Raw genomic sequence first — 23,677 nt, 5'->3', positions numbered from 1 at the left:
GTTAACGCACCACGTCCGCCAAAGCCTCTTCCAGGTCAAAGTACCGGAAGCCGAAGCCTGACTCCTCAAGCCGTTTAGGCAGCGCGCGCTGGCCGCCCAGCACCAGAACCGCGGATTCCCCCATCAACAGCTTCACGGCGGCGGCGGGCGCGCGTACAAAGGCCGGGCGATTGAGCACGTGGCCGAGCGCGTGGGAGAAGCGTTCGTTGCGTACGGGGTAGGGCGAAACCATATTGAACGGCCCGCGCAGATCGTTATTCAGCAGCCAGAGAATACCGTTGACCATATCATCGATGTGGATCCACGCAAGATACTGCCTGCCGTTGCCTACCGGGCCGCCGAGTCCGGCACGAAAGAGCGGCAGCAGTTTTGCCAGAATGCCGCCTTTCGGCGCCAGCACTACGCCGGTGCGCAGCAGGCAAACCCGGGTGTTTTCGCTCTGCGCGCCGCAGGCGATTTGCTCCCAGCGTGAGCAAAGCTTGTGGGTAAATTCATTGTGCGGCGGCTCATCTTCCGTCACCACCACCTCGCCCAGATCGCCGTAGTAACCGGCGGCGGAGCCGGAAATCAGAACGGAAGGCGGCGTCTGGCTTGCCTTAAACATGGCCACCAGGCGTTCGGTAATCTGCCAGCGGCTCTGGCACAGGCGCTGTTTTTGCGCTTCGTTCCAGCGCTTATCGGCGATGGGTTCGCCCGCGAGGTTGATGACGGCGTCAAAGCCGTCAAGATTTTCATGGTCGTTAAGCCCCTTCCACAGCGTAACGCGGGGGTCGAACCTGTTCCGGGCTTTATCCGGATCCCTTGTGACCACGGTCACGCTATGGCCTGTTTCCAGCAATCGCGGAACCAGATGGCTGCCGATGAGCCCGGTGCCGCCGGTTATCAATATCTGCATGCGCGTCTCCTGTCGAGTGCGCCTACCTTCGCCAGCTCATGGTCATCGATACCGAGTCGGCATAACGCAGCGCGTGAAGTTTATCTATCTCCACTTCAGCATAAGTCACCCACGGATGGTCGCATGCGATATTGAGCACATCCTGAGTTAATTTTTCCAGCAAAGAGAAGCGGTTATTCTCCACCAGCTGGATGATGCTTTTGGTGATGGTGCGGTAGTTCAGGGCGTCGTTGATGTCTTCGCTGGCGCGCGCTTTGTCCGCCGGGTAGTGAAGGGCGACGTTGACGACAATATCCTGACGGTTGGCGATCTCTTCTTCTTTGATACCGATAAAAGTACGCAGGCGGAGATTTTTAATACGAATAACGGCGTCTGGCTGGGGGGATGACATTGCAGGTTTCCTCCGTGTGTTGCTTCCCGCCACAGATTACACCACAGCGGGAAGATTTAGACACGCGGGCTCAGAGGTTTTCCGCCTGCTGGTAAGCCCGCTCCGTGGCGGGACGCGAACGAATGCGTTCAAACCAGTTTTTTACCGCAGGGTAGTTTGCTAAATCGATGCGCTGGCGTTCATGGGAGACGGGCCCAGGGCCAGGTGGCGATATCAGCGATGCTGTAGTCCTGCCCGCCCAGCCACGGCGTTTTTTCCAGCTGCCGGTTAAGCACGCCGTACAGACGCTGGGTTTCCACCTGGTAGCGTTCGATAGCGTAGGGAACAGTTTGCGGAGCAAAATGGTTGAAGTGATGATTCTGCCCCAGCATGGGGCCAAATCCGCCTACCTGCCAGAAAAGCCATTGCAGCGTGTGGGCGCGCTCGCGCAGGTCTTTGCTGAGCAGTAGATTTGTTTTCTCGGCCAGATAAAGCAAAATCGCCCCGGATTCAAAAACGCTTAACGGACCGCTGCCGTCGGCGGGCAGGTTATCGACTATCGCCGGGATTTTATTGTTCGGGGAAATGGCGAGAAATTCTGGCCTGAACTGATCCCCTTTGCCAATATCAATACGATGAATTTTGTATTCCAGCCCGGCTTCTTCCAGGAACAGCGTGATTTTATGGCCATTCGGCGTTGGCGCGTAGAAGAGATCGATCATGGTCAAACTCCTGTAATAGTAGCGTTGGCAAACTTTTGCAGTATAGGCTTTGTGGCGCGAGACGGGCGGGCAAAGTTGAGGTTTGCTCAAGTGACAGCGGCGTTTTTTCGCTATATGTTCAGAAGTCGGCAGCGATGATGATGAGGATAAGAATGAGCCAGCCTGCGATAACCCTGTGGTCCGATGCTAACTATTTCAGCCCCTACGTGCTTTCGGTCTACGTTGCCCTGAAAGAGAAGGGGCTTAACTTCAGCTTACAGACCCTCGACCTTGCCGCCGGGCAAAATTTGCAGCCCGGCTGGAAGGGCTACGATCTCACCCGCCGCGTGCCGGTGCTTGCGGTGGATGAATTTGTCCTCAGCGAATCCTCGGCAATCGCTGAATATCTGGACGAGCGCTTCGCGCCGCCAACCTGGGAGCGCATCTATCCCCTCGATATTGAAAAGCGCGCGCGTGCGCGCCAGATTCAGGCCTGGCTGCGCAGCGACCTTATGCCCATCCGCGAGGAGCGTCCGACGGAGGTTGTTTTCGGCGGCGTGAAAAAGCCCGCCCTTAGCGAGGCCGGGTTGAAGGCGGCGGAAAAGCTTACCTCGACGGTGGAGCGCCTGCTGCCCGCCGGCCAGCAAAACCTGTTCGGTGAATGGTGTATCGCCGATACGGATCTCGCCTTGATGCTCAATCGGCTGATCCTTAACGGCGACGAGGTGCCGGAACGCCTGCAGGAATACGCGGCGTTTCAGTGGCAGCGCGCTTCGGTGCAGGGTTTCATTGCCCGTTCAGCAAAACGGGCGGGCTGATTCCTGCGGCTTTGTTCGCTATCATTAAGCCACTTATCATTAAAAGAGATGTGGATTTATGAAGCTGATGTTTGCCTCGGATCTTCACGGTTCCTTGCCGGCCCGCCGAGAAAGCGCTGGCCATTTTCGCGCAAAGCGGCGCGCGGTGGCTCGTTCTGCTCGGCGATCTGCTCAACCACGGGCCGCGCAATGCGCTGCCGGAAGGTTACGATCCGGCCGCGGTCGCGCAGCGGCTTAACGACGTGGCGGATAAAATTATTGCCGTGCGCGGCAACTGCGACAGCGAAGTGGACCAGATGCTGCTGCGCTTTCCTATTACCGCACCCTTTGCGCAAATTCTGCTGCCGGGGCAGCGTTTATTTATCACCCACGGCCATCTTTATCATCCGGATAAATTGCCGCCGCTGGCGCCACACGATGCGCTGATTTTCGGCCATACTCATCTTCCGGTGGCTGAAAATCGTGACGGACTGTACTTCTTTAACCCCGGCTCCGTAAGTATGCCGAAAGGGGGTTTTGAGGCGAGTTATGGCATGCTCAATGACGGCGTTCTGAGCGTTCACACGCTGAATGATGATGGGGTTATTGCGCAGGTCGACATTACCCCGTAACTTACCGCTTGTAAAACCGATAACGCGCCGTAAGAGCGCCCTGAAGAGAAGGTTTCCCGATGGTGGAACAGAGTCATTTTGTTGGCACGGAATGGGTAGACATTGTCAATGAAGACAATGAGGTAATAGCACAGGCCAGCCGTGAGCAAATGCGCGCGCAGCGTTTACGCCATCGCGCTACCTATATCGTCGTTCATGACGGCATGGGCAAAATCCTGGTGCAGCGCCGCACCGAGACGAAGGATTTCCTGCCGGGCATGCTTGACGCCACCGCGGGCGGCGTCGTCCAGTCGGACGAACAGCTGCTGGACTCCGCGCGCCGCGAGGCGGAAGAGGAGCTGGGCATCGCCGGCGTACCTTTTGCCGAGCACGGCCAGTTCTATTTTGAAGATGAACATTGTCGCGTTTGGGGCGGCTTGTTCAGCTGCGTCTCGCACGGCCCCTTTGCGCTTCAGGAAGAAGAAGTCAGCGAAGTGAGCTGGATGTCGCCGGAAGAAATTACCGCCCGCTGCGACGAATTCACTCCTGATTCCCTGAAGGCGCTGGCGCTGTGGATGACGCGCAACGCCAAGAATGAGAAGCAGTCGGCGACGGAAACTGACTAAGCTCCGTCAGCCCTGATAGCGTGATTTGTGAGGTGAGAGTCTATCACTTCACAAATCATGGTTTCCGGGCGCTCCCCCTGATAATCAGTCTGCCCTCAAGCACCCTATTGCTGACCGGCGTTTGCGCACCGGCTAAATTACCCTGCAAAATATCCATCGCCGTAGCCACCATTGCGTCAAGCGGTTGCTCATAGGTTGTCAGGTCGAACAGCGGCCATGCCGCCATAGCAATATTATCGAAGCCAACGATGGAAATATCCTGCCCGGGAATCATGCCCCGCTCGCCTGCCGCCACGTTAAGCGCGGCAATCGCCATCAGGTCGTTAGCGCAAAAAAGCGCGTCGGGAGGCGCCGGAGAATCCAGCAGCGCGCGGGTTGCCGCCATGGATTCGGGCAGGGTGTAATTTCCCTGAATGCGAAGCGGTTCATTACCTCCCTGCGACCTGATGCGGTTTACAAAGCCCAGTTCGCGATCCCGGCTTGTTGAAGAACTCTCTCGTCCGGCCATGAACGCGATGCGCTGATGGCCGCCGGCTAAGAGAAAATCAGCGATTTTCTCGCCTCCTGCCTGGTTATCGCTGGTCACGCTGGAGACGCTCGGCGCCTCATTTTTGCGGTTAAGCAGCACAACAGGCAGGCCGGAACGGGCGCACTCCTGGGCAAAGCGTGAAGACAGGCTGGCCGACACCAGGATTAGGGCTTCAACGCGGTGGCGCAGCACCTCTTCCAGCACCGGATCGGTATCGTTATCGCGAAAGGTCGAAAACAGCAGCACCTGATAGCCGATCTGTTTGCAGGCCTGCGTCAGGCGATCGAGCAGCTCAGAATAGAAGGGGTTGACCAGCCCGGGAACCACGACGCCAATTTGGTTTGAGCGCCGGGTGATGAGGGAGCGGGCGACAAAACTCGGACGATAGCCCAGTTCCTCTGCGGCCTGGTGGATTTTTTTTCGCGTGGCGTCGGAAACCTTTCCGCCCTCGGTAAACGCGCGCGAAACGGCGGACTGCGATACTCCGGCATGTTTTGCCACGTCATAGCTGGTCACGGGGCGGGGCGCGCGTTCGGTCATCACTCTTCCTTAGTCGTTTCGTCTGGTCGCATTATGCGGGATTTGATCGCCAAAAGGGAACTTTTGCGATCCTCGTTGCATTCGAATGCATTAACGCTTTCCTTTTTCCTGCAATGACGCCAGGATTGTTTTGCATTCGAATGCATTCACTGTTTATTTCGGAGATGAAAATGGCTAAATGGCTCAAGCAAGGCGCGGATGAAAAAAGCATTAAAGATTCGGATCGTCAGGTTCGTGAAACGGTAGAGAACATCCTCGCGGATATTGAAGAGAGGGGAGATGCGGCAATCAGAGAACTGGCTATACGCTTCGACAGGCTGGATCGCGAAAGCTACCGCCTGACGGAGGAGGAGATCTCAGAGTGCTACGCGCAGCTTTCCACGCGTGATATCGCGGATATTCGCTTTGCCCAGGAGCAGGTTCGTAATTTTGCCCAACACCAGCGTGACAGCATGAAAGACATCGAGGTGGAAACGCTGCCGGGGGTGATCCTTGGTCACAAAAATATCCCCATCAGCGCGGCCGGTTGCTATGTTCCCGGAGGAAAATATCCGCTGCTGGCATCGGCACATATGTCGGTGATCACCGCGAAGGTCGCGGGCGTGGAGCGTATTGTCACCTGCGCTCCCCCCTTCAACGGCAAACCGGCGCCGGCGATTGTCGTGGCTCAGCATATGGCCGGAGCCGATGAGATTTACTGTCTGGGCGGGATTCAGGCGATAGGCGCGATGGCGATTGGTACCGAAACCATTGCCCCGGTGGATATGCTGGTGGGGCCGGGCAATGCCTTCGTCGCGGAGGCGAAACGGCAGTTGTTCGGCCGTGTGGGTATCGATCTCTTTGCCGGCCCGACCGAAACGCTGGTTATTGCCGATGAGAGCGTGGACGGGGAAATTTGCGCTACGGATCTCCTCGGCCAGGCAGAACATGGCCCGGATTCTCCGGCGATTTTATTAACCACTTCGGAAAAACTGGCCCGGGACACCCTTGGCGAAATCGATCGCCTGCTGGGTATTCTGCCCACTGCACATATAGCACGCCAGGCCTGGGAAAAGTACGGCCAAATTATCGTTGCCGAAAGCGACCAGGAGATGTGCAATATTGCCGACGGGCTGGCGTTTGAGCATGTGCAGGTTATGACGAAGGATCCTGACTGGTTCCTGGCGAATCTACAGAACTTCGGGGCGTTATTCCTCGGCCCGCGCACCAACGTCGCCTACGGCGACAAGGCTATTGGCACCAACCACACGCTGCCAACCCGCAAGGCCGCCCGCTATACCGGTGGGCTGTGGGTGGGGAAATTCCTCAAAACCTGCTCATACCAGAAAGTCATTACGGACGCTGCTTCAGCCTTGGTGGGGGAATATTGTTCACGGCTGTGCGCGCTGGAAGGGTTTGCCGGGCATGGCGAACAGGCGAATATTCGGGTACGCCGCTACGGCAAGCGGGACGTGCCCTACGCCGGGATCGTTGAGTAATACCGCGGGCGCTGTGGCTCTTGCCACGGCGCTTTTTTCTTTTACTGCGTCACTATTGTGGTTTGTATGTTGTTTTTGTCTTTCTAATGTTGTTATTTGTGTTGTTTTGTGGTGGTATTGCTTCATCTTCTGATGATGGAGTGAGCGAATGGAACAGCTAGCGGGGGAATTTGATGTCATCGTCATAGGCGGTGGCGTGGTGGGATGTGCGGTATTCCGTCGTTTCACGCTGATGGGCGCGCGCGTCGTTTTGCTGGAAAAAGGCGGCGACATTCTTTCCGGAGCGAGCAAGGCCAACAGCGCGCTGCTGCATACCGGGTTTGATGCGCCGCCGGAAAGCCTGGAGCTGGCCTGCATGCAGGCGGGCTACCGGGAATACCTGGCGATTCATCAACGGATGAATCTGCCGCTGCTGCCGACCGGAGCCATCGTTGTGGCATGGAATGACGAGCAGCTGGCCGCGCTCCCCGCCATTGTCGAACAGGCGCACCGAAACGGGGTGACGGATGTCAAAGAGATTTCCGCGGCGGAGGTTTATCAGCGTGAACCCCATTTGGCTGCCGGAGCCGTGGGGGGCGTCGCGGTGCCCGGCGAGAGCGTAATCGATCCCTGGAGCGCGCCGCTGGCCTATGTCACCCAGGCCGTGCAGCACGGCGGACAATACCGTTTTAACTGCGAGGTCAAAGGCGTAGAGTTTGCGCACGAACGCTGGCAGGTGGCCACCACGCGCGGGAATTTCCAGGGGCGCCTGGTGATTAACTGCGCGGGCAATCACGGAGACCGCATCGACGCGCTCTGGCGCGAGCCTGAATTTGAAATTCGCCCGCGTAAAGGCCAGTTTCTGGTGTTCGACAAGGCCGCAGCCGGGCAGATTAACGCCATTATCCTGCCGGTTCCCACCGCGCGCAGCAAAGGCGTCCTGCTCTCAAAAACCATTTTTGGCAATCTGCTGCTTGGCCCGACGGCCGAAGAGCAAAACGATCGCGACCGCGCGGAAGTTGATGAAAACATGCTCAAAGCGCTGGTGGAGCAGGGCGCCCGCATCCTGCCTTCGCTCAAGGATTATCCGGTGACGGCGACTTACGCCGGCCTGCGTCCGGCCACGGAGGAAAAAGGCTACCGGATCCTCGATTACCCGGCGCACCAATGGATAACCGTAGGCGGCATCCGTTCCACCGGCCTTACCGCCGCGCTGGGCATCGCTTCGCACCTTGAGAGCCTCTACCACGAGCGTTTTGCCCCGCTTTTTAACGGCGCGCCTGTGGCTGCTCCCCGCTGGCCCAGCATGCCGATGCTTTCAGAATACGCTACCCGTGACTACCGCTGTCCCGGTAACGGCGGAGTGGTATGCCACTGCGAACTGGTGACCCGGCGCGAGCTTGAAGCCGCCTTCGATAGCGCCGTTCCACCGGAAAGCATCGGCGGGCTGCGGCGGCGCACGCGGGTAATGATGGGGCGCTGTAACGGCTTCTTTTGCAGCAACCACGTGGCGGAAATTGTAGGCGACCGCCTGGAAAACACCTTGATTACGGGGCCAGTCAAATGAGCGATTCTTACGATGTGATTATTATCGGCGCCGGGCCTGCGGGGCTGGCCGTCGCCCGCTCTTTGCAGGAGGCCGGCACGGAAAACGTGCTGCTTATCGAGCGCGAAGCCGAAGCCGGCGGCGTGCCGCGCCACTGCCGCCATCCCACCTTTGGCTTATTAACCGAGCATCGGCCGATGCAAGGCCACGTCTGGGCGAAGAAGCTGGTGGCGGCGGTTCGCTATCCGCTGCGCACCTCCACTACGGTGACAAAGCTGTTGCCCGGCGGGGTCATTGAGGTCGTCTCAGACAGCGGAGCGGAAACGCTGCGGGCAAAAAAAGTCGTGCTCGCCACGGGCGTCCGTGAAACGCCGCGCCACCCTCGACTGGTGGGCGGGCTACGGCCGCAGGGGGTGCTGACGGCGGGCGCGCTGCAACAATTTGTTTATCTGCGCGGGCTTAAGCCCGGCAACGCGCCGGTGATAGTCGGTTCTGAACTGGTAAGCTTTTCGGCCCTGTGGACGCTGCGTAACGCCGGCGTACGCCCGGTGGCGATGATTGAAGAGGGCCGGCGGCCGATCGCCTGGCGGTACTGTACGCTGTTTGCCCGCCTGCTGGGCGTGCCCGTTTATTTTAATCACCATGTGTCACGCATTGTCGGGCTCGACCGCGTGGAGGGGGTTGAGTTAACCGGGGCGGACGGCACGACACGGCAGCTCGCCTGCGACAGCGTCATTTTTACGGGCAGGTTTACCGGTGAATACACGTTAATCCGCAGCAGCCACCTGGATTACAACCCGCGGAGCGGGCTGCCGCTGTTCGACCAGTTCGGCGCCTGTTCCGACCCTGCCTATTACGCGGTGGGCAATATGACTCACCCGGCGGATATGGGCGATCGGTGCTACCAGGAAGGCCGCCGGCTGGGGGAAATTATTGCCCGCGAACTCGTCCAGCCGGCGGCGGCAGGCGCGAGGATCCTGGTAGCGCACGGCCCTAATATAAGATCCTCCGCGCCGAATATTGTGCGGCAGGATGCGGCGGGCGGATGGGTCGACTTCAACATCCGCGTCGATAAACCGGTGACCGGCGTGGTGATGGTCAGGGAAGGAGATAAGGTGCTTTATCGCCGCCGCCATCGCTGCATGCCCGAAAGGCGCATCATGCTCAAGCGTATTCCCGTTCCGGAGCTCACCGGCGGTCGCGAAGTGACGATTACCCTCGACGAATAGGCTGCTAAAACCGCTGTTAACTTAATAAGGGGCTTATCGCCCCTTTGATGTTTCAGGCAATACTGACCGGCGCAAACAGATGTTCCACCTCGGACCACAGGCTGACGGGCTGTCCGCGCAGGCGGTAAAACTCCATCTCCCGCTGAATTCCGGCGCTTTTATCCCAGCCCGGTAAATCCACAACGATCAGCTCTTCCATTGCATCAAGAAACAGCGCGTCTACCGGCGCCCAGCGTTTGCCGATGTCGCTCTTTTGGGTGTGGCGAAAAAGGCCGTTTAACGGATGGGACAGGGTGACCTGGCTGTAGACCGCGTGTCCAGCCTCTATCAGCGTTGCCGCGACCTGGTTGCAGGCGCTGACGCGCCCGGCGACCACCGCGTCGTCAGCGTGGCTGTAGGGACAGGCAAGAAAGATTTTGCGCATAGCAGGGGTGCTCCATAGTTATAAAAAATTGCCGCCCGGCGGGGCGGCAACGAGGGTTATTCGGGACGAAGATGGTGCGCTTTGGCGATAATTTCCTTATAGCGCAGGAACAACGGACCGAGATCGCGTTCGCGCGGCACCGTCACCTCGTGGCTGGCGTTGACCTTCAGCGGGTGTTCGATACCCAGCCCTTTGCGGGCCAGCATCGCGACGCCCTGGGCGGTCATCTCTTTATTGCCCGGCGTGACGATGCGCTTTTGCAGCAGGTCGGCAAGGAACTGCCTGAAGTAAAGGTTGGCGGAAAGACCGCCGTCGACGGAAACGGATTCCCCGACCCGGCTCACGCCCTCCATTGCGGCCACCACTTCCGCCGCCCGCATGGCGATACCTTCGAGGATCGACTGCAGCATGTCCTTGCGCTCGGTTTCCAAAGACAGCCCGGCCCCAAAGCCCGGCGGCCGACCTGTCCCAGTAAGGGCAGCCCAGGCCGGACAGCGCGGGCACAAACGCCAGCCCGCGGGCAATGGCCGGTTGCCCAGGGAAGTCGCTGAACTCTTCAAGGTCGCTGAACAGGCCGATTTTATGCGCCCAGTTAATCGCCGAGGCGGCGTTGTAAACGCCGCCGTCCAGGCCAAAGAGCGGGGGTTCATCGGGAAACTTCCAGCAAAGGGTGGGCAGCAGCCCGGAGCTGTTCGTTTCCGGCACCTGGGAGCCGGTGATGGTCTGCAGAAAGGCGCCGGTGCCAAAGGTGATTTTCATCTGCCCGGGCGTGAGGCAGCCGTGGCCGTATGTTCCTGCGAACTGGTCAACGATGCAGGCGGTGACCGGCATCGCGCTGCCGTTGAGCGTGACGTCGCCAAAATGGCCGACGTTATGCTTAATTTCCGGCAGCGCCGCAAGCGGCACGCCGAACAGCTCGCAGAGCTCTTCATCCCAGCTCAGGGTATGAATATTAAACAGGGAGGTTCTCGATGCGGAGTTGTAATCGGTGACGTGGTCGCCGCAAAGATGGAAAAGGAAAAAGCTGTCCATGGTGCCTAAGCGCAGGCGGCCCTGCTTTGCAAGCGCGGCCGCGGCAGGGACGTTACGCATAATCCAGCCGAACTTGCTGGCGGAAAAATACGGGTCCAGCGGCAGGCCGGTTTTTTGCTGCACCAGCGGCTCCAGGCCCTCAGCCCGCAGCTTACGCAGCAGCCCCTCGGTACGCTGATCCTGCCAGATAATAGCGTTATAGAGCGGCTGCCCGCTGCGGGCATCCCAGGCCACCACGCTTTCTCCCTGATGGCCAAGCCCTATGGCATCCACGACGCCGCAGCTCCCCAGGCAGCTGCGGATATTACGCAGGATTTCCAGGGGGTCGTGCTCCACCCATCCCGGATTGGGGGTTATCTGCTTATGGGTGATGCCGGCGGGCGAATGGTGCTGGCCGTTTTCTGCAAACACCACGACACGCGTTCCCGTCGTCCCCTGGTCTATAGCTGCATAGCGTTGATTGAGCATGTGCGCCTCACGTGTGTTGTTTTAATGTGGATTTAATGTTGTTTTGTGATTAATTTCGCATTTAAGCCAATTTTTTGCAATATCTGAACGGCATCGTCAGCAGAGAAATGTGATGGTGGTTTCGTTTTGTTGGCTGCGTTTTCACAACGTACAGGGCGGCATTCGCAAACGCTGAGGATAACGGCGACGGGCGATGCCCGGAGGAAGGTTGCAAGATATTGTCTAATAGCCTATTTTGCCTGCTAAAGTTCGCGAACGGGGAAGCCAGATGAGCACAGAAACGGTTAATTCATCAGAAAGAAGAACAATCATTCTTGAGAAGCTGAAGGCCGACGGCCAGGTCTTCGTTCACGAACTTGCCGATCTGTTTCAGGTCTCGCAGGAGACGATTCGCCGCGATTTGAATAAGCTCGAAGAGCAGCGGCAAATTAAAAAAATTCACGGCGGCGCGGTCAGCAGCCAGATCGGTTTTGAAATGGAGTTTAACGAGCGGGCAAAACTGGCCGCGGACGAAAAGAGCGCCATCGCCAGGAGCGCGGCCGGGTTATTTAACCCAGGCGATTCGCTGTTTATCGATTTCGGCAGCACCACGCTGGAATTTACCCGCAAGCTGGTGGCGGTAAACGAGCTTACCGTTATCACCAATTCTCCCCAGATCGCCGGCGTGCTGCATGAAAACGAAACCATCAGAACCATACTTATCGGCGGCGAATTTATTCACTCCCGCATGGAGTGCGTAGGCCCTATCGCGTTGGATAACCTGAAGCGCTTTTTTGTGGATTATGCGGTCATCGGCGCAGGCGCTATTCACGCCGATGCGGGAGTTATGGACCAGGACATCAATGAAGCCGCGGTGGCGCGCCAGATGATTGAAAACAGCCATCACACCGTGGTGCTGGCGGATGGGCATAAGCTGGGCAATCACGCCACCACGCTGGTTTGCGGATGGGACAAGGTCAGCTACCTCTTCACCACGCGTCCGGCCGGAACGACGGAAAAAATGCGCTTCCCAACCGGCGTTCGCGTGACCTACGCAAGCGTAGAATAACAAGGCCGGACCTGCCGTGGTCCGGGTTATTATTAAGAGGTTTCACCGACCTTTAGCACGCTTACCGCTTCCCTGGGTTTACGGTTATAGACCTGTTTTGCCGCCACGCCGGTGAGTATCGCCGCCGCGCAGGAGAGACAGGCGATTAACGTATAGCCCGCCTGAATACTGAAGTACTTCATCGTCACGCCCATCAGCACCGGCCCCCAGAACATGCCGGTCGAGTAGATCGTCTGGAACAATCCCATCCTCGCCGTCTGCTCGTCGGCCACCGTATTGACCACGCTAAGGGACATCATGACGGCAAAAGCCATGCCGAAGGCGAATCCCGCCAGCGCCTGAAAAGCGAAAATCAGCATCAGGCTGTGGGTTAAAGGGATGCCCAGCGCCGCCACCGCCTGCAGCAGCGAGCCGATAAGCGCGGTCTTCACCAGCCCCAGCCTTGCATAGAACCAGGTGCTACACAGGGCGACCGCCAGCGCATAGAAGAGCAGGTGGGTATTGCTCAGCGCGGCGATGGTTATGCCGCTGCCGCCCAGTTTCATCAAATAAATCGGCGTCAGGGTATCGCGGGTGGCGAAAGGAACGAGCAGGACAAAGGCGCTGAGAATGCCCACCATCCAGATGGTCCGGTCGCTCAGCTGACCCCAGGCGCTTTTAAAGCAGTCTTCCAGCCGCGAGCGGGCAGGCTTTGCGACGTGCTCCTGCAAAAAGAGCGAGATAACCAGCGCCATCAGCGCCGCGACGCTTGGGATCCAAAAACCCAGCTTCGGCGGCAGGTTCTGCACGATGATGCCGCACAGCGTGTTGCCCAGAAAGACCCCCACCGGGCTTGCCAGCGCCAGCAGAGCGACGGCCGAGGGGGCCTCGTTCTGGCTGAAATAGCGAATAAACATAATGTTGTAGAGCACCCATGTCGCCGAGGCGACGCCGGAGGCGGTTTTTGCCAGATACAGCGTGGCGTCCGTGGTGTGAAAGAAGGCTATCGGCCAGAGGACCATCGGCAGCAGCAGGCTAAGCTGGATGAAAATTTTACGGTTATGCAGCGTGCCCGATACCACGCTCAGCGGAAAACGGAGGATCACCGTCGCCAGCCCGGTCGCCCCCATAATAAGTCCGACGATTTCCGGCGGAATATCCCGTTTAACCATATAAGAGGCAAGGAAGGCGTCGTAGCCGTTGATACAGATAAAGAACAGCAGGCTCATGATAAAAAAGAGCAGAACTTCCCGGCGCATAAATAACTGTTTAAACATAATCGCTTCCTGATTGGCTCTTACGTTCGTTAAGAACGCAGGAATGAAAACATCCGTGACGCCAGCAAAAGCGCGGCGCTTTCGCTGGCGTCAACGTCCCCTCAGGTCTCATCTGCTCGCGCAGGGAGGGACCCGCAACTCTTTGCCCCGTAAATCCCTTATACAGATCGCTCCGCAGGGAAGCGATATTCAACAACAAAACAACATATATTTTGGTGAAATCCAACAATTAACAACATTAAAATCACAATTCAGGCTAAGATACAACACTCAATCAGCGGCGGGGAAGCGAATTACGCGCCGTTTTAAGCAGCAGCCTCTGTGACTGTGAAATGGATCACTAATCTGCTTTGATGTGTGATTTTTATGTTGCTTTAAGATCGTTTTAACGTGAATGTTTTTTACAGGCAACACAAAAACAACATCACCTTAACACACCGGGGCGGCAGGCAAGACGGCGCGACTCGGGTAATCGACAGCGGAAATAGCGGCTTAGCTAAGCCAATCAGGCAAAGAGGGTAAGATGAACAAACCACAGGCAGTTAACGACTTCGGCGATGGCAAAGCCATTCAGGAAAGCAAAGCGGAAGGCGGCATTGCTCAGCCAAAAGCGAAACCCGCGGCTAGCGGCACGCACACTCGCCTGCCGCGGCAGCTTGATGACGGCTATATGCCTGCGGATTTCAGCATCTCCTGGGACAGCTACAAGCGCGGCGGCACCGACAAATTCCTCGCCCGGCGCCCTCAGCATTTGAAAAGCCAGCCCATGCGTGGCTTTGAGGAAGAGTACGTCAATATTATTGACTACATCGTGCGTATCACCCACCGCATCTGGGAAGAGGGCGATATCGGCTATATCTACGACACCTACAGCCATGACTGTAACGTGTGGGACGCCGATCTCGGCCTGGGCGTCGGGCGCGATCGCGTCGTCGCCGGCACCGCTCGTACCTTAAACGCCTATCCGGATATGCGTATTCTGGGCGACGAGGTGATTTGGGCCGGCGATGAGAATGTGGGGTTCCACTCGTCGCACCGAAGCTACATTACCGGCACCAACACCGGCTTTAGCGCCTTCGGGGCGCCGACAAATCGCCCGGTGCGCTTTATGTGCATCGCCAACTGCGTGATGGTGGAAAACGAAATCTTCTACGAGCACGTGATGCACAACACCGCCAGCCTTATTCAGCAGCTGGGGCTGAACGTGTTTGACGTGGCCCGTGAGATGGCGGACAAACATGGCGATACCGTGCTGGCCCGCGATTTCGGCGCCAGCGAGCCGTATCGCCTTCCGGGCCAGGGTAAACCCGCGCTGCTGCCGGTACCGACGGCCGAGACATTCGACGTGCGCGCGTTTGTCACCGCCTTTTACCAGAACGTCTGGAACCGCCGCATGCTCGGCTCGCTGCCGACATTCTGTTCTTCTTCCATTACCTATCAGGGCCCGACGGAACGTTATTATCAGGGGCTTGGCAACTATAAGTCCTGGATCCTTTCGCTGCTGGCAATGTTCCCGGACCTGACCTTCTCGGTGGAGGATCTCTACTGGATGGGCAACGACCAGAGCGGCTATATGGTTTCGGCCCGCTGGTGCGCGCAGGGCACCCACCTGGGCAATGGGATTTACGGCCAGCCTTCCGGTAAAGAGATCCAGCTGATGGGCATCAGCCAGCTCAAGATTCAGAACGGCAAAATTCTGCAGGAATGGTCCATTTTCAACGAGCTTGGGGTCATTACGCAGATCGTTTCCTGATCGCATAGCGTGAGCGGGGCGGATCTGCGTCCCGCCGCTCTTCGCGCTTAGCCGGCGTTAGCCGAACAGCAATTCTCCGTGCGACGGCAACACACGCTGTCTGAAACGTTGCGTTTCAGACACGGGGCCTTATTGCGCCCGTAAAAACTGCCGTCCTTAAGAAAAGGAACGTGAAATGTCATTTCCTGAAACGCCCACTTTTTGCCTGCGGGGCAAGCAGGCGCTGGTCACCGGCGGCTCTAAAGGGATTGGATTCGCCGCGGCGGTGGCGCTGGCAAAGGCAGGTGCTCGCGTCTGGATCGCCGCCCGCAGCCGGCAGGTGCTGGCGGAAGCGGTAAGCGTGGCGGCGGCCCACGACGTGCTGCTTTATCCGCTGGAGCTGGATATCACCGACGACGCGCAGGTTGCGCGCGTTATTGAGGAGCTTCCGCCGCTGGATATCCTGGTCAACAGCGCAGGAATGGCGCGGCATGCGCCCTTCAGCGAGGCGACGATGGCGGACTACGATGCGGTGATGGCGGTGAACGTGCGCGCTACGTTCTACCTCTCCCAGCAGGTCGTGCGCCGTATGCGGGCGGCGGGCTCGCCCGGCGCCATTATCCACGTCTCCTCACAAATGGGGCATGTCGGCGGACAAAACCGCAGCGTGTACTGCGCCTCTAAATTTGCGCTCGAAGGGCTGACCCGCGCCATGGCCATTGAGCTTGGCCCCGACAACATTCGTGTTAACACCCTTTGTCCGACCTTTATCGACACGGCGCTGTCTCGCCAGTCGCTGGCGGATCCTGACTTTTACCAGCACGTCATGCGTCAGATTGCCCTCGGACGCGCAGGCGAGCTGGAAGACATCATGGGGCCGGTCGTTTTTCTGGCGTCACCTGCGGCGGCGATGATTACCGGAACTTCATTACTGGTAGACGGCGGCTGGACTGCATCCTGAAGCGGAGGAGTTATGAGTCATTTAATGCGTCGCGACGTGCTGATCTTTTTTATTATCAGCCTGCTTTTTTTCGTCAGTATTCACGCCTTCGATCCTTTTCTCGCCCCCTACATTACGTCGTTGAACGTGGAGGCGCGCACGATGGGCATTATCATCGGGGCGACGGGGCTTGCCTCGATGCTGCTGAGGTTTCCGGCAGGCATTATCTCCGACCGGCTGCATAACCGTAAGCGCATTATTCAGATAGGGCTGTTCTTTACCATCTGCGCCTGGCCGGTGGTGTTCGTGCATCCGACGCCTGAAACGCTGTTTATCGCCAAACTCGCCGACGGCGTCACCAGCGCCACCTGGGTGATTTATAACGTGATGTTTGTGGCGTTCTTCCCGCCGCTTGAGGCCGCGGCGGCCGTGGCGCTGCTCAGCGTGGCCTCGCCGGTAGGCACCTTTATCGGCATTTCGCTGGCCGGATTTATGGCGCAGCATTTTGGCCCGCAGTCCAGTTTCCTGGTCGCCTCCTTCGCCGCATCGCTGGCCTTCGTGCTGACCTTCTTTATTCGCGAAGTACGGCCCGCGCGCACCGCAGAGGAAAGCAGGCATTCGGCGCTGGCTATTCAGCTACGCGATAAATCGGCCTGGCTGCTGGGCGGGCTTTGCGCGCTGGTGATGATGGTGCCTTTCGCTACCCGCGATACCCTTACGCCGTTGCTGGCGGAAAGTATGGGCATGGCGTCGGCTTCCCTCGCTACCCTCAGCGGCGTTCACCTCTTTTTCTACGCCCTCTCCACCGCGCTTTGCGCTCCGCTGTTTTATCGCTATCTGGGGCTGGGTAAAACGGCGTTGATCGGCGGGGTATTGCAGGGGCTGGCGGCGATGGCCATGCCCTGGGCGAGCGGCCTGTGGACGCTATTTGCGCTCCAGGCGCTGGCGGGGATCTCTTTTGGCATGATCTTCACGGTGCTTAACTCGCTGATCGTGACCCATACGCCTGCCTGGCAGCAGTCAACAAGGGTTGGGCTTTATCAAAGCGTTTATTCCGCCGGCATCTTCTTCGGCCCGGTACTGATGGGGTACATCAAGTACTACTTTGCCATCCAGGAGGGCTTTGTCGTTATCGGCATTATCTCCCTGGCGTCGGTGCTGCTGATAGGCTCGGTGATCCGCATGGTGGAATCCCGCCGTACGCAGCAGCAGGTGGCCTATGAGTAAACTGCCGGTCGTATTCCTTGGCGGCACGCTGTGCGATGCGCGTTTATGGGCATCGGTTTTCCCGCAGCTTCCGGATAATCCCGTTATCGTGCCGGACATCCGCGGGGCGGACTCGGCCGACGACATGGCGCGCCGGCTGCTGGCTGAGCTTCCCGAACGCTTTTGCCTGTGCGGTTTCTCCCTCGGCGCCATTGTCGCTTTGCATATGATGGCGCGGGCGCCGCGGCGGCTTGCCGGGCTGGCGTTAATCTCCGTAAATCCGCTGGCCGATCGTCCGGAAAACGCGCCGGGGCGGCACCAGGCCGTCGCCAGGGCGCGTCGTTACGGCATGGAAAGCGTTATCGACGAGCTCTGGCCGCGCTATGTCGATCCCGTACGCTTCGCCGATCTGACGCTGCGGCAAACCATCGTCGCAATGGCGAAGGCCTGCGGGCCGGATGTCTTTGAGCAGCAGGTCAACATTGCGATAAACCGTCGCGACGTACGGGAAAAGCTCTCGCGGCTGCGCGCGCCCTTCCTGCTGATCGGCGGCATGAGCGATCCGATTTGTCCGCCAGAGCGTCACGCTTTGCTGGCGCAGGCCTGTGCGCAGGCGCGCTGGCTTTCACTGCCCCGCTGCGGGCATTTTGTTCCCCTTGAAGCGCCGCAGGCGACCGCCGAAGCGCTCGTGAAATGGATTGAGGAGTCTGCATGCGAGTTAACCCACTAAAGAGAAAGAACGGGCCGATAATAAACGGCTGGCTGGCGCTGGCGTGCGGCTATAGCGCGGAAATCGTCGGCCACCAGGGCTACGACTGCGTCACCGTCGATATGCAGCACGGCATGATTGATTTTGCCAGCGCCTTGACGATGCTGCAGGCGCTTTCCTCCACCCCCGCGCTCCCGCTGGCCCGCGTGAACAGCAACGAACCGGCGCAAATCATGCGCCTGCTTGATGCGGGCGCCTGGGGCATCATCTGTCCGATGATCTCAACGGCGCAGCAGGCGGAGCAGTTCGTCGCGGCGTGCCGCTATCCGCCGCTCGGCAACCGCTCTTATGGCCCGGCGCGCGCGCTGCTCTACGGCGGCAAAGATTATCCTCAACACGCCAACGAAGAGATCCTGACGCTGGCGATGATTGAAACCCGCGAAGGCCTGCAGAACCTGGACGCGATTCTCGCCACCGACGGGCTGGACGGCATATTTATTGGTCCGAACGATCTCTCTTTAACGCTCACCGGCAGCGCCAGCGCCGAGTCCCAGCATCCGGAGATGCTGGCCGCCATCGAGCTGGCGCTAAGCCGCTGTCGCGTACACGACAAGCTCGCGGGAATTTTTTGCACCTCGGGCGAGGCCGCGGCTAATCGTCTGGCGCAGGGGTTTCACTTCGTGACGCCCGCCAATGACGTTATGCAGCTGGGCCGCGCCGCGCGCGCCGCCATTGCTCTTACGCGCGGTGAGACACCGCCTGCTACCAGCACATCCGGTTATTAATGGAGAATTTCTATGCAATACGTAACTCTGACCCAGGAAGAAGCGCTGCGTCGACTGGTGCGCCCGGAAGATCGCGTTTCCTGCAGCGTGGCTTTTATCGACTGTAAGCTGCCGGGTTCGCATTTGAAGCAAAACTACTCATTTATCGGCCCCGGCGTTACGCAGTCGGCTTCGCAGGTGGTGAATATTCCCGAACCGCACGGTTTTAATATCGGCGCCGCCGCCATGCCTAAGGGCGTGACGAATAACCTGCATCTGCACTTTACCGCCGAGGTGTTCCTGATTCATGAGGGCAGCTGGCGTTTTCGCTGGGGGGCCAACGGCGAGCATGAAGCTGAATTTAGCGCGCCGGCCATCCTGTCGATTCCGACGTGGATTTTCCGCGGCTTCACTAACGTCAGCCCGCAGGATACCAGCGGCATGGTGTTTACCGTGCTCGGCGGAGACAACACCGGCGGTATTATCTGGCACCCTTCGATTCTGCAGGCGGCCCGCGAGTACGGTCTGTATCTCAGCCGCGACAACATGCTTATCGACGTGGGGGCGGACGGCGAAGCGCCTGACGAGGCCGACCTGCTGCAGCCGCTGGCGGCGGAGCATATCGCCGCGCTGCGTGATTACTCCGTCGAAGACATGAGCCGGCGGGCGGTGACCGGCGAGCAGCGTCAATGGTCGCGAAATGCCCTGCTGGACGCCGTGCTGCCGGGCCACGGCGGCGAGCTTGCCCCGGTCATCGGCTACGGCATTTCCCAGGACAGGGACAGCGCGCCGCCGATAGTCAACCCCCACGGGTTCTCGGTGGAATGGCTGCGCATTCAGGATGGCCATAACGTCGGCCTGCACTGCTGCCCGGACGTTCAGGTTCTGATGGTGTTTAAAGGCGCCCTGGAAGTGACATGGAATCGTGCCGGGGAAGAAGTGAGCGTCGTGGCGGAGGAAGGGTCGGTCATTTCTGTTCCCGGCGGCAGCTGGAGACGGTATCGCGCCGTGAACGGCGTGATGGAGGCGACCCTGACCACCCGCGGCGATCGCCGCAAGCAGCTGTTCTGGGATGAGGAAATTATCGCTCAGGCGCTGGAGCAGGATCGCTGTCTCGATCCCGATGGCTACGTGGCGATTGCCAGCATACTACCGGCGACGGCGCGGCGGGCAGGAGAGCGCATCGCTGTCGCAAAATAGCCGACCTTCTGCGGCTATTCTTTTCGGGTTTAACAGGCGGACTTTCATCCGCCTGATTTCAGCAGTCGCGAAATGACTTCACGGTTTGCTGCAGGCGCTTATAGCACTCATAGCGCGCCCGGTGCGTCTGGCGATAAGCCTCCTGCGGCTCGAACTGCCTGTCCAGCTTAGTCATCAACGTCATGGCTTCGCTCACGGTTGCGGTCACCTTCCCGGCAACGGCCCCCAGAATCGCCGAGCCCAGCAGTACGGGTTCGCTGCACTGGGTGGCGAGGATCGGCAGATCGCAGGCGTCGGCCAGCAGCTGGCGCACCAGAGGATGCTGACCCGCGCCGCCGCTGATAACGATTTTATCCGTCTTCACCCCCTGCTGGCGCTGGGCGTCGATAATCTGCCGCAGCCCGTAGCCGATGCCGCATAATCCGGCGACGTACAGGGCCACCAGATTATCCAGATCACGCTCCATGCCTAAACCGGCGATGGCCGCCCGGGCGTGGGGATCGGCAAAGGGCGCGCGGTTGCCTGAAAACTCGGGCACCACGTGAAGACCGCGCGCCAGTTCGATGGCCCGGGAAGGGTCGGTAAGCTTAGCCAGCGCCAGGTCCGCCAGGTAAACCGGTAACGGAACGTTAAGCGCCTGCGCCTGCGCGCCAGCTTCGGCGGCGGCGGGGTGCAGAGCCACCAGCCGATCGATAGCCGCGCCCGCGGCGCTCTGGCCGCCTTCGCTCAGCCACATTCCCGGCACCATCGCTGAATAATACGGGCCCCACACGCCGGGAATATAAACGGGATCTGCGGTGGAGGTCATGGTGCAGGCGGAGGTGCCGAACACCCAGGCGAGGTTGTGCGCCGCGCCTTTATCCACGCCCGCCGTGCCGATACCGCCCGCATGGGCGTCAATCATACCGACGGCGACGGGGGTGCCGACCGGCAGGCCCATTTCATCGGCCGCCTGGGCGCTAAGTCCCTCGCCGCAGGGCGTTCCCGGCTCCAGGATACGCTGGCCGATACGCGCGAACGCCTCGTCCGCCAGCTCGCCGAGGCCGATGGTGTGGAAATAGTCCGCATCCCAGCGTTTTTCATGCGCCAGGTAGGTCCATTTACAGGTTACCGTACAGGTTGAACGGGCCAGGTCGCCCGTGGCGCGCCAGGAGAGAAAGTCCGCCAGGTCGAAAAACTGCCAGGCGGCGTCGTAGACTTCCCGGCGGTTCTCCTTCAGCCAGAGGATTTTCGGCGTTTCCATCTCCGGCGAAATTTTACCGCCGACGTACCGCAGCACGGGATGGCCGGTCTCGTTGACACGTTCGGCCTGTTCGGTGGCGCGGTGATCCATCCAGACGATAATATTGCGTTCTGGATCGCTGCTGTCACCTACCGGCAGCGGCTCGCCGTCTTTTCCCAGCACCACCAGGGAGCAGGTGGCGTCGAAACCTATGCCGCCTACGCTTGCGGGCGCCACGCCGGCCGCGCCGATCGCTTCGCGGATGCTCTCGCATACCGCCTGCCAGATTTCGTTACTGGACTGCTCAACCTTGCGGCCCGCGCTGCGCTTGAGCGTAATCGGACGCGTGGCGTGGGCCAGCAGATGCCCGGAAAGATCGAAGACCCCGGCGCGCACGCTGCCTGAGCCGACATCCACCCCGATAAGCGTATTTTTTTCTACGGTTTCATTTTTCATTTTTGCAACCAGTCCTCCCTGGATTAGAGATCGACGCTGTTAGGCAGGATAACCAGATCGCGAACGGTGACGTTTTTACTGCGGGTGACCATAAAGAGCACGGATTCCGCGACCTCAATCGGCTGCATCAGGCTGCCGTTTGCCAGCGCCTCTTCCATTTTTTCCTTCGGCCAGTCGTCCAGCAGGGCGGTGACCACCGGCCCCGGCAGTACGGCTCCCACGCGCACGCCGTATTGCGCAACCTGACGGCGCGTGGAGTGAACGAAGGCCTGCACGGCGAATTTCGAGGCGGTATAAATCGGCTCCCAGATAACCGGCACCACGCCGGCAATGGAGCTGGTGAAGATGATGTCCCCGGATTTCTGGGCGATAAGATGAGGCAGCACCGCGCGCACGCTGCGGAAGGCGGCGTTGATGTTCAGGTGCAGCACGCGATCCCAGACGTCCGGATCGCCTTCCGCCACCGGACCGCCGATGTAGGCGCCGGCGTTGGCGTGGAAGATATCCAGGCGCCCGGCGAGTTTGAGAATGCCGTCAAGAATGCCGTCGACCTGCTGAGGCTGCATAAGATCGACAACCAGCGGGAAGGCGTTTTCACCCATTTCCGCGGTCAGCTTTTGCAGCTTTTCGCCGTCGCGGTCGATAAGCACCACTTTCGCGCCCGCCGCCAGCAGGGTCCTTGCGCATTCAAGGCCGATGCCGGACGCGGCGCCGGTAACGGCGGCTACTTTACCGCTAAGAGAGCTATTCATAGAGGAGAGGGCGTTTTTCATTTTATAATCCTTGTCAGGTGGTCAGAATCTGGCATGCCATATTTTTTGCTCAATCGATAGAGCAGATTTAGCACCAGATGAAATCTGCGGCAAGTGCGATAAAAAACGGAGAGAAAAATTTGTGATACGCGCCAGGAAAACGAAGAAAATTACCATTTACGATTTGGCGGAGCTGACGGGCGTTTCGGCAAGCGCGGTGAGCGCGATCCTTAACGGTAACTGGAAGAAGCGCCGAATCAGCGCGAAACTGGCGGAAAAGGTGACGCAGGTGGCGCAGGAGCAGGGCTATGCCGTTAACCGCCAGGCCAGCCTGCTGCGCAAAGAAAAATCGCGCGTTATCGGCATGGTGGTGCCGAAATACGACAACCGCTATTTCGGCTCCATCGTCGAGAAGTTTGAAGAAATGGCGCGCGAGCGCGGTCTTTTCCCGATAATCACCTGTACCCGCCGCGACCCGGAGCTGGAGCTGGAGGCGGTGCGCACCATGCTTTCCTGGCAGGTGGAATGGGTGATTGCCACCGGCGCAACGCGGCCTGATGAAATCTCCGAGCTGTGTTCGCAGGCCGGGGTGCATACCTTAAACCTGGATTTACCCGGCACGCTGGCGCCTTCGGTTATTTCGGACAACTATGCCGGAGCGAAGGCGCTCACCGAACGTATCCTGCTGAACGCGGAAAAGCGCTTCGGGCAAAAAGTCGCCTTAACTTTCGTCGGCGGCCGGCGCAATGACCACAACACCCGCGAACGCCTGCGCGGGTTCCGCGACGCCCACCAGCAACACGGGCTGCGCGTGCTGACAAAAAACATTTTTATTGAAGGCTATTCGCCAAAGCACGTGCAGGCGGCGCTTAAGGCGTTCACCCCGCCGGAAAGCGGCGTTTACGGCCTGTTCGTCAACTCCACCATCTCGCTGGAAGGCGTGGTTCAGTGGCTGGCCGCAAGGGGCCAAACCGGCGTGGGCCAGCCGCCGATGGGCTGCTTTGACTGGGACCCCTTTGTTCCCCTGCTGGGCCACGATATCGATATGGTCAAACAGGATGTGCCGGCCATGCTGGAGGCGGCCTTTGCCATTATCGATTCCGGCGACACGAAAATTCAGTGTATCGAAATTCCCCCCGCGCTCAGCAGCGAAACGCCGCTTTAAAG

General features: G+C 59.2%; 21 protein-coding genes and 4 pseudogenes. 14 read left to right on the top strand and 11 right to left on the bottom strand.

Annotated elements, in window-relative coordinates:
* Position 1: 1 nt before the first annotated feature.
* The 3 genes and pseudogenes from WLO32_RS14495 to yfcG all read right to left on the bottom strand — a co-directional run bounded on the left by WLO32_RS14495 (position 2) and on the right by yfcG (position 1,987).
* Positions 2–895: a TIGR01777 family oxidoreductase gene (locus tag WLO32_RS14495; protein WP_435945738.1), complete on the bottom strand. Its 894-nt coding sequence runs from the start codon at positions 893–895 to the stop codon at positions 2–4.
* A gap of 22 nt (positions 896–917) precedes the next feature.
* A complete protein-coding gene (gene folX, locus WLO32_RS14490; protein ID WP_435945737.1) occupies positions 918–1,286 on the bottom strand; it encodes a dihydroneopterin triphosphate 2'-epimerase in 369 nt (122 codons plus the stop codon).
* A 70-nt stretch (positions 1,287–1,356) separates the two neighbouring features.
* Positions 1,357–1,987 (bottom strand): annotated as a pseudogene (gene yfcG / locus WLO32_RS14485) (GSH-dependent disulfide bond oxidoreductase).
* Positions 1,988–2,139: 152 nt separating this feature from the next.
* Between yfcG and yfcF the strand changes: the two are divergent.
* The 3 genes and pseudogenes from yfcF (at position 2,140) to yfcD (ending at position 4,000) form a co-directional block, all read left to right on the top strand.
* Positions 2,140–2,784 (top strand): glutathione transferase, encoded by a 645-nt coding sequence (gene yfcF, locus WLO32_RS14480; protein ID WP_435945736.1) that lies wholly within the window; start codon positions 2,140–2,142, stop codon positions 2,782–2,784.
* 58 nt (positions 2,785–2,842) lie between these two features.
* Positions 2,843–3,395 (top strand): annotated as a pseudogene (yfcE, locus tag WLO32_RS14475) (phosphodiesterase).
* Positions 3,396–3,454: 59 nt separating this feature from the next.
* Positions 3,455–4,000 carry an NUDIX hydrolase YfcD gene (gene yfcD / locus WLO32_RS14470; protein ID WP_435945735.1) on the top strand — a complete coding sequence of 182 codons (546 nt, stop codon included), beginning with the start codon at positions 3,455–3,457 and terminating at the stop codon, positions 3,998–4,000.
* 55 nt (positions 4,001–4,055) lie between these two features.
* Here yfcD and WLO32_RS14465 read toward each other — a convergent pair whose 3' ends face one another.
* The gene (locus WLO32_RS14465) at positions 4,056–5,069 is read right to left on the bottom strand and encodes a LacI family DNA-binding transcriptional regulator (protein ID WP_435945734.1); all 1,014 of its coding nucleotides are present in this window, start codon (positions 5,067–5,069) and stop codon (positions 4,056–4,058) included.
* A gap of 170 nt (positions 5,070–5,239) precedes the next feature.
* Between WLO32_RS14465 and hisD the strand changes: the two genes are divergently transcribed.
* From hisD to WLO32_RS14450, 3 genes are all read left to right on the top strand, one after another.
* Entirely contained in the window at positions 5,240–6,547 is a 1,308-nt protein-coding gene (hisD, locus tag WLO32_RS14460) for a histidinol dehydrogenase (protein WP_435945733.1), read from the top strand.
* 148 nt (positions 6,548–6,695) lie between these two features.
* Positions 6,696–8,093 (top strand): NAD(P)/FAD-dependent oxidoreductase, encoded by a 1,398-nt coding sequence (locus tag WLO32_RS14455; protein WP_435945732.1) that lies wholly within the window; start codon positions 6,696–6,698, stop codon positions 8,091–8,093.
* A complete protein-coding gene (locus WLO32_RS14450; RefSeq protein ID WP_435945731.1) occupies positions 8,090–9,301 on the top strand; it encodes an NAD(P)/FAD-dependent oxidoreductase in 1,212 nt (403 codons plus the stop codon). The genes WLO32_RS14455 and WLO32_RS14450 overlap by 4 nt, the downstream gene beginning before the upstream one ends.
* Before the next feature lie 52 nt (positions 9,302–9,353).
* On the opposite strand, the gene WLO32_RS14445 is transcribed toward WLO32_RS14450, so the two are convergent.
* From WLO32_RS14445 to WLO32_RS14430, 4 genes and pseudogenes are all read right to left on the bottom strand, one after another.
* The gene (locus WLO32_RS14445; RefSeq protein ID WP_435945730.1) at positions 9,354–9,725 is read right to left on the bottom strand and encodes a DUF1937 family protein; all 372 of its coding nucleotides are present in this window, start codon (positions 9,723–9,725) and stop codon (positions 9,354–9,356) included.
* A gap of 56 nt (positions 9,726–9,781) precedes the next feature.
* Complete coding sequence (locus tag WLO32_RS14440) at positions 9,782–9,952, bottom strand: hypothetical protein (RefSeq protein ID WP_435948354.1); 171 nt, start codon at positions 9,950–9,952, stop codon at positions 9,782–9,784.
* A gap of 30 nt (positions 9,953–9,982) precedes the next feature.
* A pseudogene (locus WLO32_RS14435) lies at positions 9,983–10,135 on the bottom strand (FGGY-family carbohydrate kinase); the annotation flags it as partial.
* Between the two features lie 445 nt (positions 10,136–10,580).
* A pseudogene (locus tag WLO32_RS14430) lies at positions 10,581–11,225 on the bottom strand (FGGY family carbohydrate kinase); the annotation flags it as partial.
* Positions 11,226–11,493: 268 nt separating this feature from the next.
* On the opposite strand from WLO32_RS14430, the gene WLO32_RS14425 reads away from it, so the two are divergent.
* The gene (locus WLO32_RS14425) at positions 11,494–12,273 is read left to right on the top strand and encodes a DeoR/GlpR family DNA-binding transcription regulator (protein ID WP_435945729.1); all 780 of its coding nucleotides are present in this window, start codon (positions 11,494–11,496) and stop codon (positions 12,271–12,273) included.
* Positions 12,274–12,305: 32 nt separating this feature from the next.
* Here the strand turns inward: WLO32_RS14425 and WLO32_RS14420 are convergent, their stop codons facing one another.
* Complete coding sequence (locus WLO32_RS14420) at positions 12,306–13,529, bottom strand: MFS transporter (protein ID WP_435945728.1); 1,224 nt, start codon at positions 13,527–13,529, stop codon at positions 12,306–12,308.
* Positions 13,530–14,052: 523 nt separating this feature from the next.
* On the opposite strand from WLO32_RS14420, the gene WLO32_RS14415 reads away from it, so the two are divergent.
* From WLO32_RS14415 to WLO32_RS14390, 6 genes are all read left to right on the top strand, one after another.
* Positions 14,053–15,282, top strand: coding sequence for an ester cyclase (locus WLO32_RS14415; RefSeq protein WP_435945727.1), 1,230 nt, complete (start codon positions 14,053–14,055; stop codon positions 15,280–15,282).
* A gap of 175 nt (positions 15,283–15,457) precedes the next feature.
* Positions 15,458–16,222 (top strand): SDR family NAD(P)-dependent oxidoreductase, encoded by a 765-nt coding sequence (locus WLO32_RS14410; protein ID WP_435945726.1) that lies wholly within the window; start codon positions 15,458–15,460, stop codon positions 16,220–16,222.
* A 12-nt stretch (positions 16,223–16,234) separates the two neighbouring features.
* Entirely contained in the window at positions 16,235–17,428 is a 1,194-nt protein-coding gene (locus WLO32_RS14405; RefSeq protein WP_435945725.1) for an MFS transporter, read from the top strand.
* Positions 17,421–18,137, top strand: coding sequence for an alpha/beta fold hydrolase (locus WLO32_RS14400; protein ID WP_435945724.1), 717 nt, complete (start codon positions 17,421–17,423; stop codon positions 18,135–18,137). Before WLO32_RS14405 ends, WLO32_RS14400 begins: the two co-directional genes overlap by 8 nt.
* Positions 18,119–18,901, top strand: coding sequence for an HpcH/HpaI aldolase family protein (locus WLO32_RS14395; protein WP_435945723.1), 783 nt, complete (start codon positions 18,119–18,121; stop codon positions 18,899–18,901). The genes WLO32_RS14400 and WLO32_RS14395 overlap by 19 nt, the downstream gene beginning before the upstream one ends.
* Before the next feature lie 12 nt (positions 18,902–18,913).
* The gene (locus WLO32_RS14390) at positions 18,914–20,080 is read left to right on the top strand and encodes a cupin (protein ID WP_435945722.1); all 1,167 of its coding nucleotides are present in this window, start codon (positions 18,914–18,916) and stop codon (positions 20,078–20,080) included.
* A gap of 58 nt (positions 20,081–20,138) precedes the next feature.
* On the opposite strand, the gene WLO32_RS14385 is transcribed toward WLO32_RS14390, so the two are convergent.
* Both WLO32_RS14385 and WLO32_RS14380 read right to left on the bottom strand, forming a co-directional pair.
* Positions 20,139–21,758 carry an FGGY-family carbohydrate kinase gene (locus WLO32_RS14385; protein WP_435945721.1) on the bottom strand — a complete coding sequence of 540 codons (1,620 nt, stop codon included), beginning with the start codon at positions 21,756–21,758 and terminating at the stop codon, positions 20,139–20,141.
* 23 nt (positions 21,759–21,781) lie between these two features.
* Positions 21,782–22,531, bottom strand: a complete 750-nt coding sequence (locus tag WLO32_RS14380) for an SDR family oxidoreductase (RefSeq protein WP_435945720.1) — start codon at positions 22,529–22,531, stop codon at positions 21,782–21,784.
* Positions 22,532–22,652: 121 nt separating this feature from the next.
* Here WLO32_RS14380 and WLO32_RS14375 point away from each other — a divergent pair, with 121 nt between their 5' ends.
* Positions 22,653–23,675 (top strand): LacI family DNA-binding transcriptional regulator, encoded by a 1,023-nt coding sequence (locus tag WLO32_RS14375; RefSeq protein WP_435945719.1) that lies wholly within the window; start codon positions 22,653–22,655, stop codon positions 23,673–23,675.
* The last annotated feature ends 2 nt before the right edge of the window (positions 23,676–23,677 follow it).

It is taken from the genome of Dryocola mayonis (assembly GCF_051307045.1).
GTDB lineage: Bacteria > Pseudomonadota > Gammaproteobacteria > Enterobacterales > Enterobacteriaceae > Dryocola.
This window is presented reverse-complemented; position numbering and strand designations above follow the sequence as displayed.

What these genes read in the sequence shown, in the direction of transcription:
- WLO32_RS14455 (WP_435945732.1), top strand. Translation starts at nt 6,696, where the DNA reads ATGGAACAGCTAGCGGGGGAATTTGATGTCATCGTCATAGGCGGTGGC.
- WLO32_RS14410 (WP_435945726.1), top strand. Translation starts at nt 15,458, where the DNA reads ATGTCATTTCCTGAAACGCCCACTTTTTGCCTGCGGGGCAAGCAGGCG.
- WLO32_RS14420 (WP_435945728.1), bottom strand. Translation starts at nt 13,529, where the DNA reads ATGTTTAAACAGTTATTTATGCGCCGGGAAGTTCTGCTCTTTTTTATC.
- WLO32_RS14425 (WP_435945729.1), top strand. Translation starts at nt 11,494, where the DNA reads ATGAGCACAGAAACGGTTAATTCATCAGAAAGAAGAACAATCATTCTT.
- WLO32_RS14390 (WP_435945722.1), top strand. Translation starts at nt 18,914, where the DNA reads ATGCAATACGTAACTCTGACCCAGGAAGAAGCGCTGCGTCGACTGGTG.
- WLO32_RS14440 (WP_435948354.1), bottom strand. Translation starts at nt 9,952, where the DNA reads ATGACCGCCCAGGGCGTCGCGATGCTGGCCCGCAAAGGGCTGGGTATC.
- WLO32_RS14450 (WP_435945731.1), top strand. Translation starts at nt 8,090, where the DNA reads ATGAGCGATTCTTACGATGTGATTATTATCGGCGCCGGGCCTGCGGGG.
- WLO32_RS14415 (WP_435945727.1), top strand. Translation starts at nt 14,053, where the DNA reads ATGAACAAACCACAGGCAGTTAACGACTTCGGCGATGGCAAAGCCATT.
- WLO32_RS14385 (WP_435945721.1), bottom strand. Translation starts at nt 21,758, where the DNA reads ATGAAAAATGAAACCGTAGAAAAAAATACGCTTATCGGGGTGGATGTC.
- WLO32_RS14405 (WP_435945725.1), top strand. Translation starts at nt 16,235, where the DNA reads ATGAGTCATTTAATGCGTCGCGACGTGCTGATCTTTTTTATTATCAGC.
- folX (WP_435945737.1), bottom strand. Translation starts at nt 1,286, where the DNA reads ATGTCATCCCCCCAGCCAGACGCCGTTATTCGTATTAAAAATCTCCGC.
- WLO32_RS14445 (WP_435945730.1), bottom strand. Translation starts at nt 9,725, where the DNA reads ATGCGCAAAATCTTTCTTGCCTGTCCCTACAGCCACGCTGACGACGCG.
- WLO32_RS14380 (WP_435945720.1), bottom strand. Translation starts at nt 22,531, where the DNA reads ATGAAAAACGCCCTCTCCTCTATGAATAGCTCTCTTAGCGGTAAAGTA.
- WLO32_RS14400 (WP_435945724.1), top strand. Translation starts at nt 17,421, where the DNA reads ATGAGTAAACTGCCGGTCGTATTCCTTGGCGGCACGCTGTGCGATGCG.
- hisD (WP_435945733.1), top strand. Translation starts at nt 5,240, where the DNA reads ATGGCTAAATGGCTCAAGCAAGGCGCGGATGAAAAAAGCATTAAAGAT.
- yfcF (WP_435945736.1), top strand. Translation starts at nt 2,140, where the DNA reads ATGAGCCAGCCTGCGATAACCCTGTGGTCCGATGCTAACTATTTCAGC.
- WLO32_RS14465 (WP_435945734.1), bottom strand. Translation starts at nt 5,069, where the DNA reads ATGACCGAACGCGCGCCCCGCCCCGTGACCAGCTATGACGTGGCAAAA.
- WLO32_RS14395 (WP_435945723.1), top strand. Translation starts at nt 18,119, where the DNA reads ATGCGAGTTAACCCACTAAAGAGAAAGAACGGGCCGATAATAAACGGC.
- yfcD (WP_435945735.1), top strand. Translation starts at nt 3,455, where the DNA reads ATGGTGGAACAGAGTCATTTTGTTGGCACGGAATGGGTAGACATTGTC.
- WLO32_RS14495 (WP_435945738.1), bottom strand. Translation starts at nt 895, where the DNA reads ATGCAGATATTGATAACCGGCGGCACCGGGCTCATCGGCAGCCATCTG.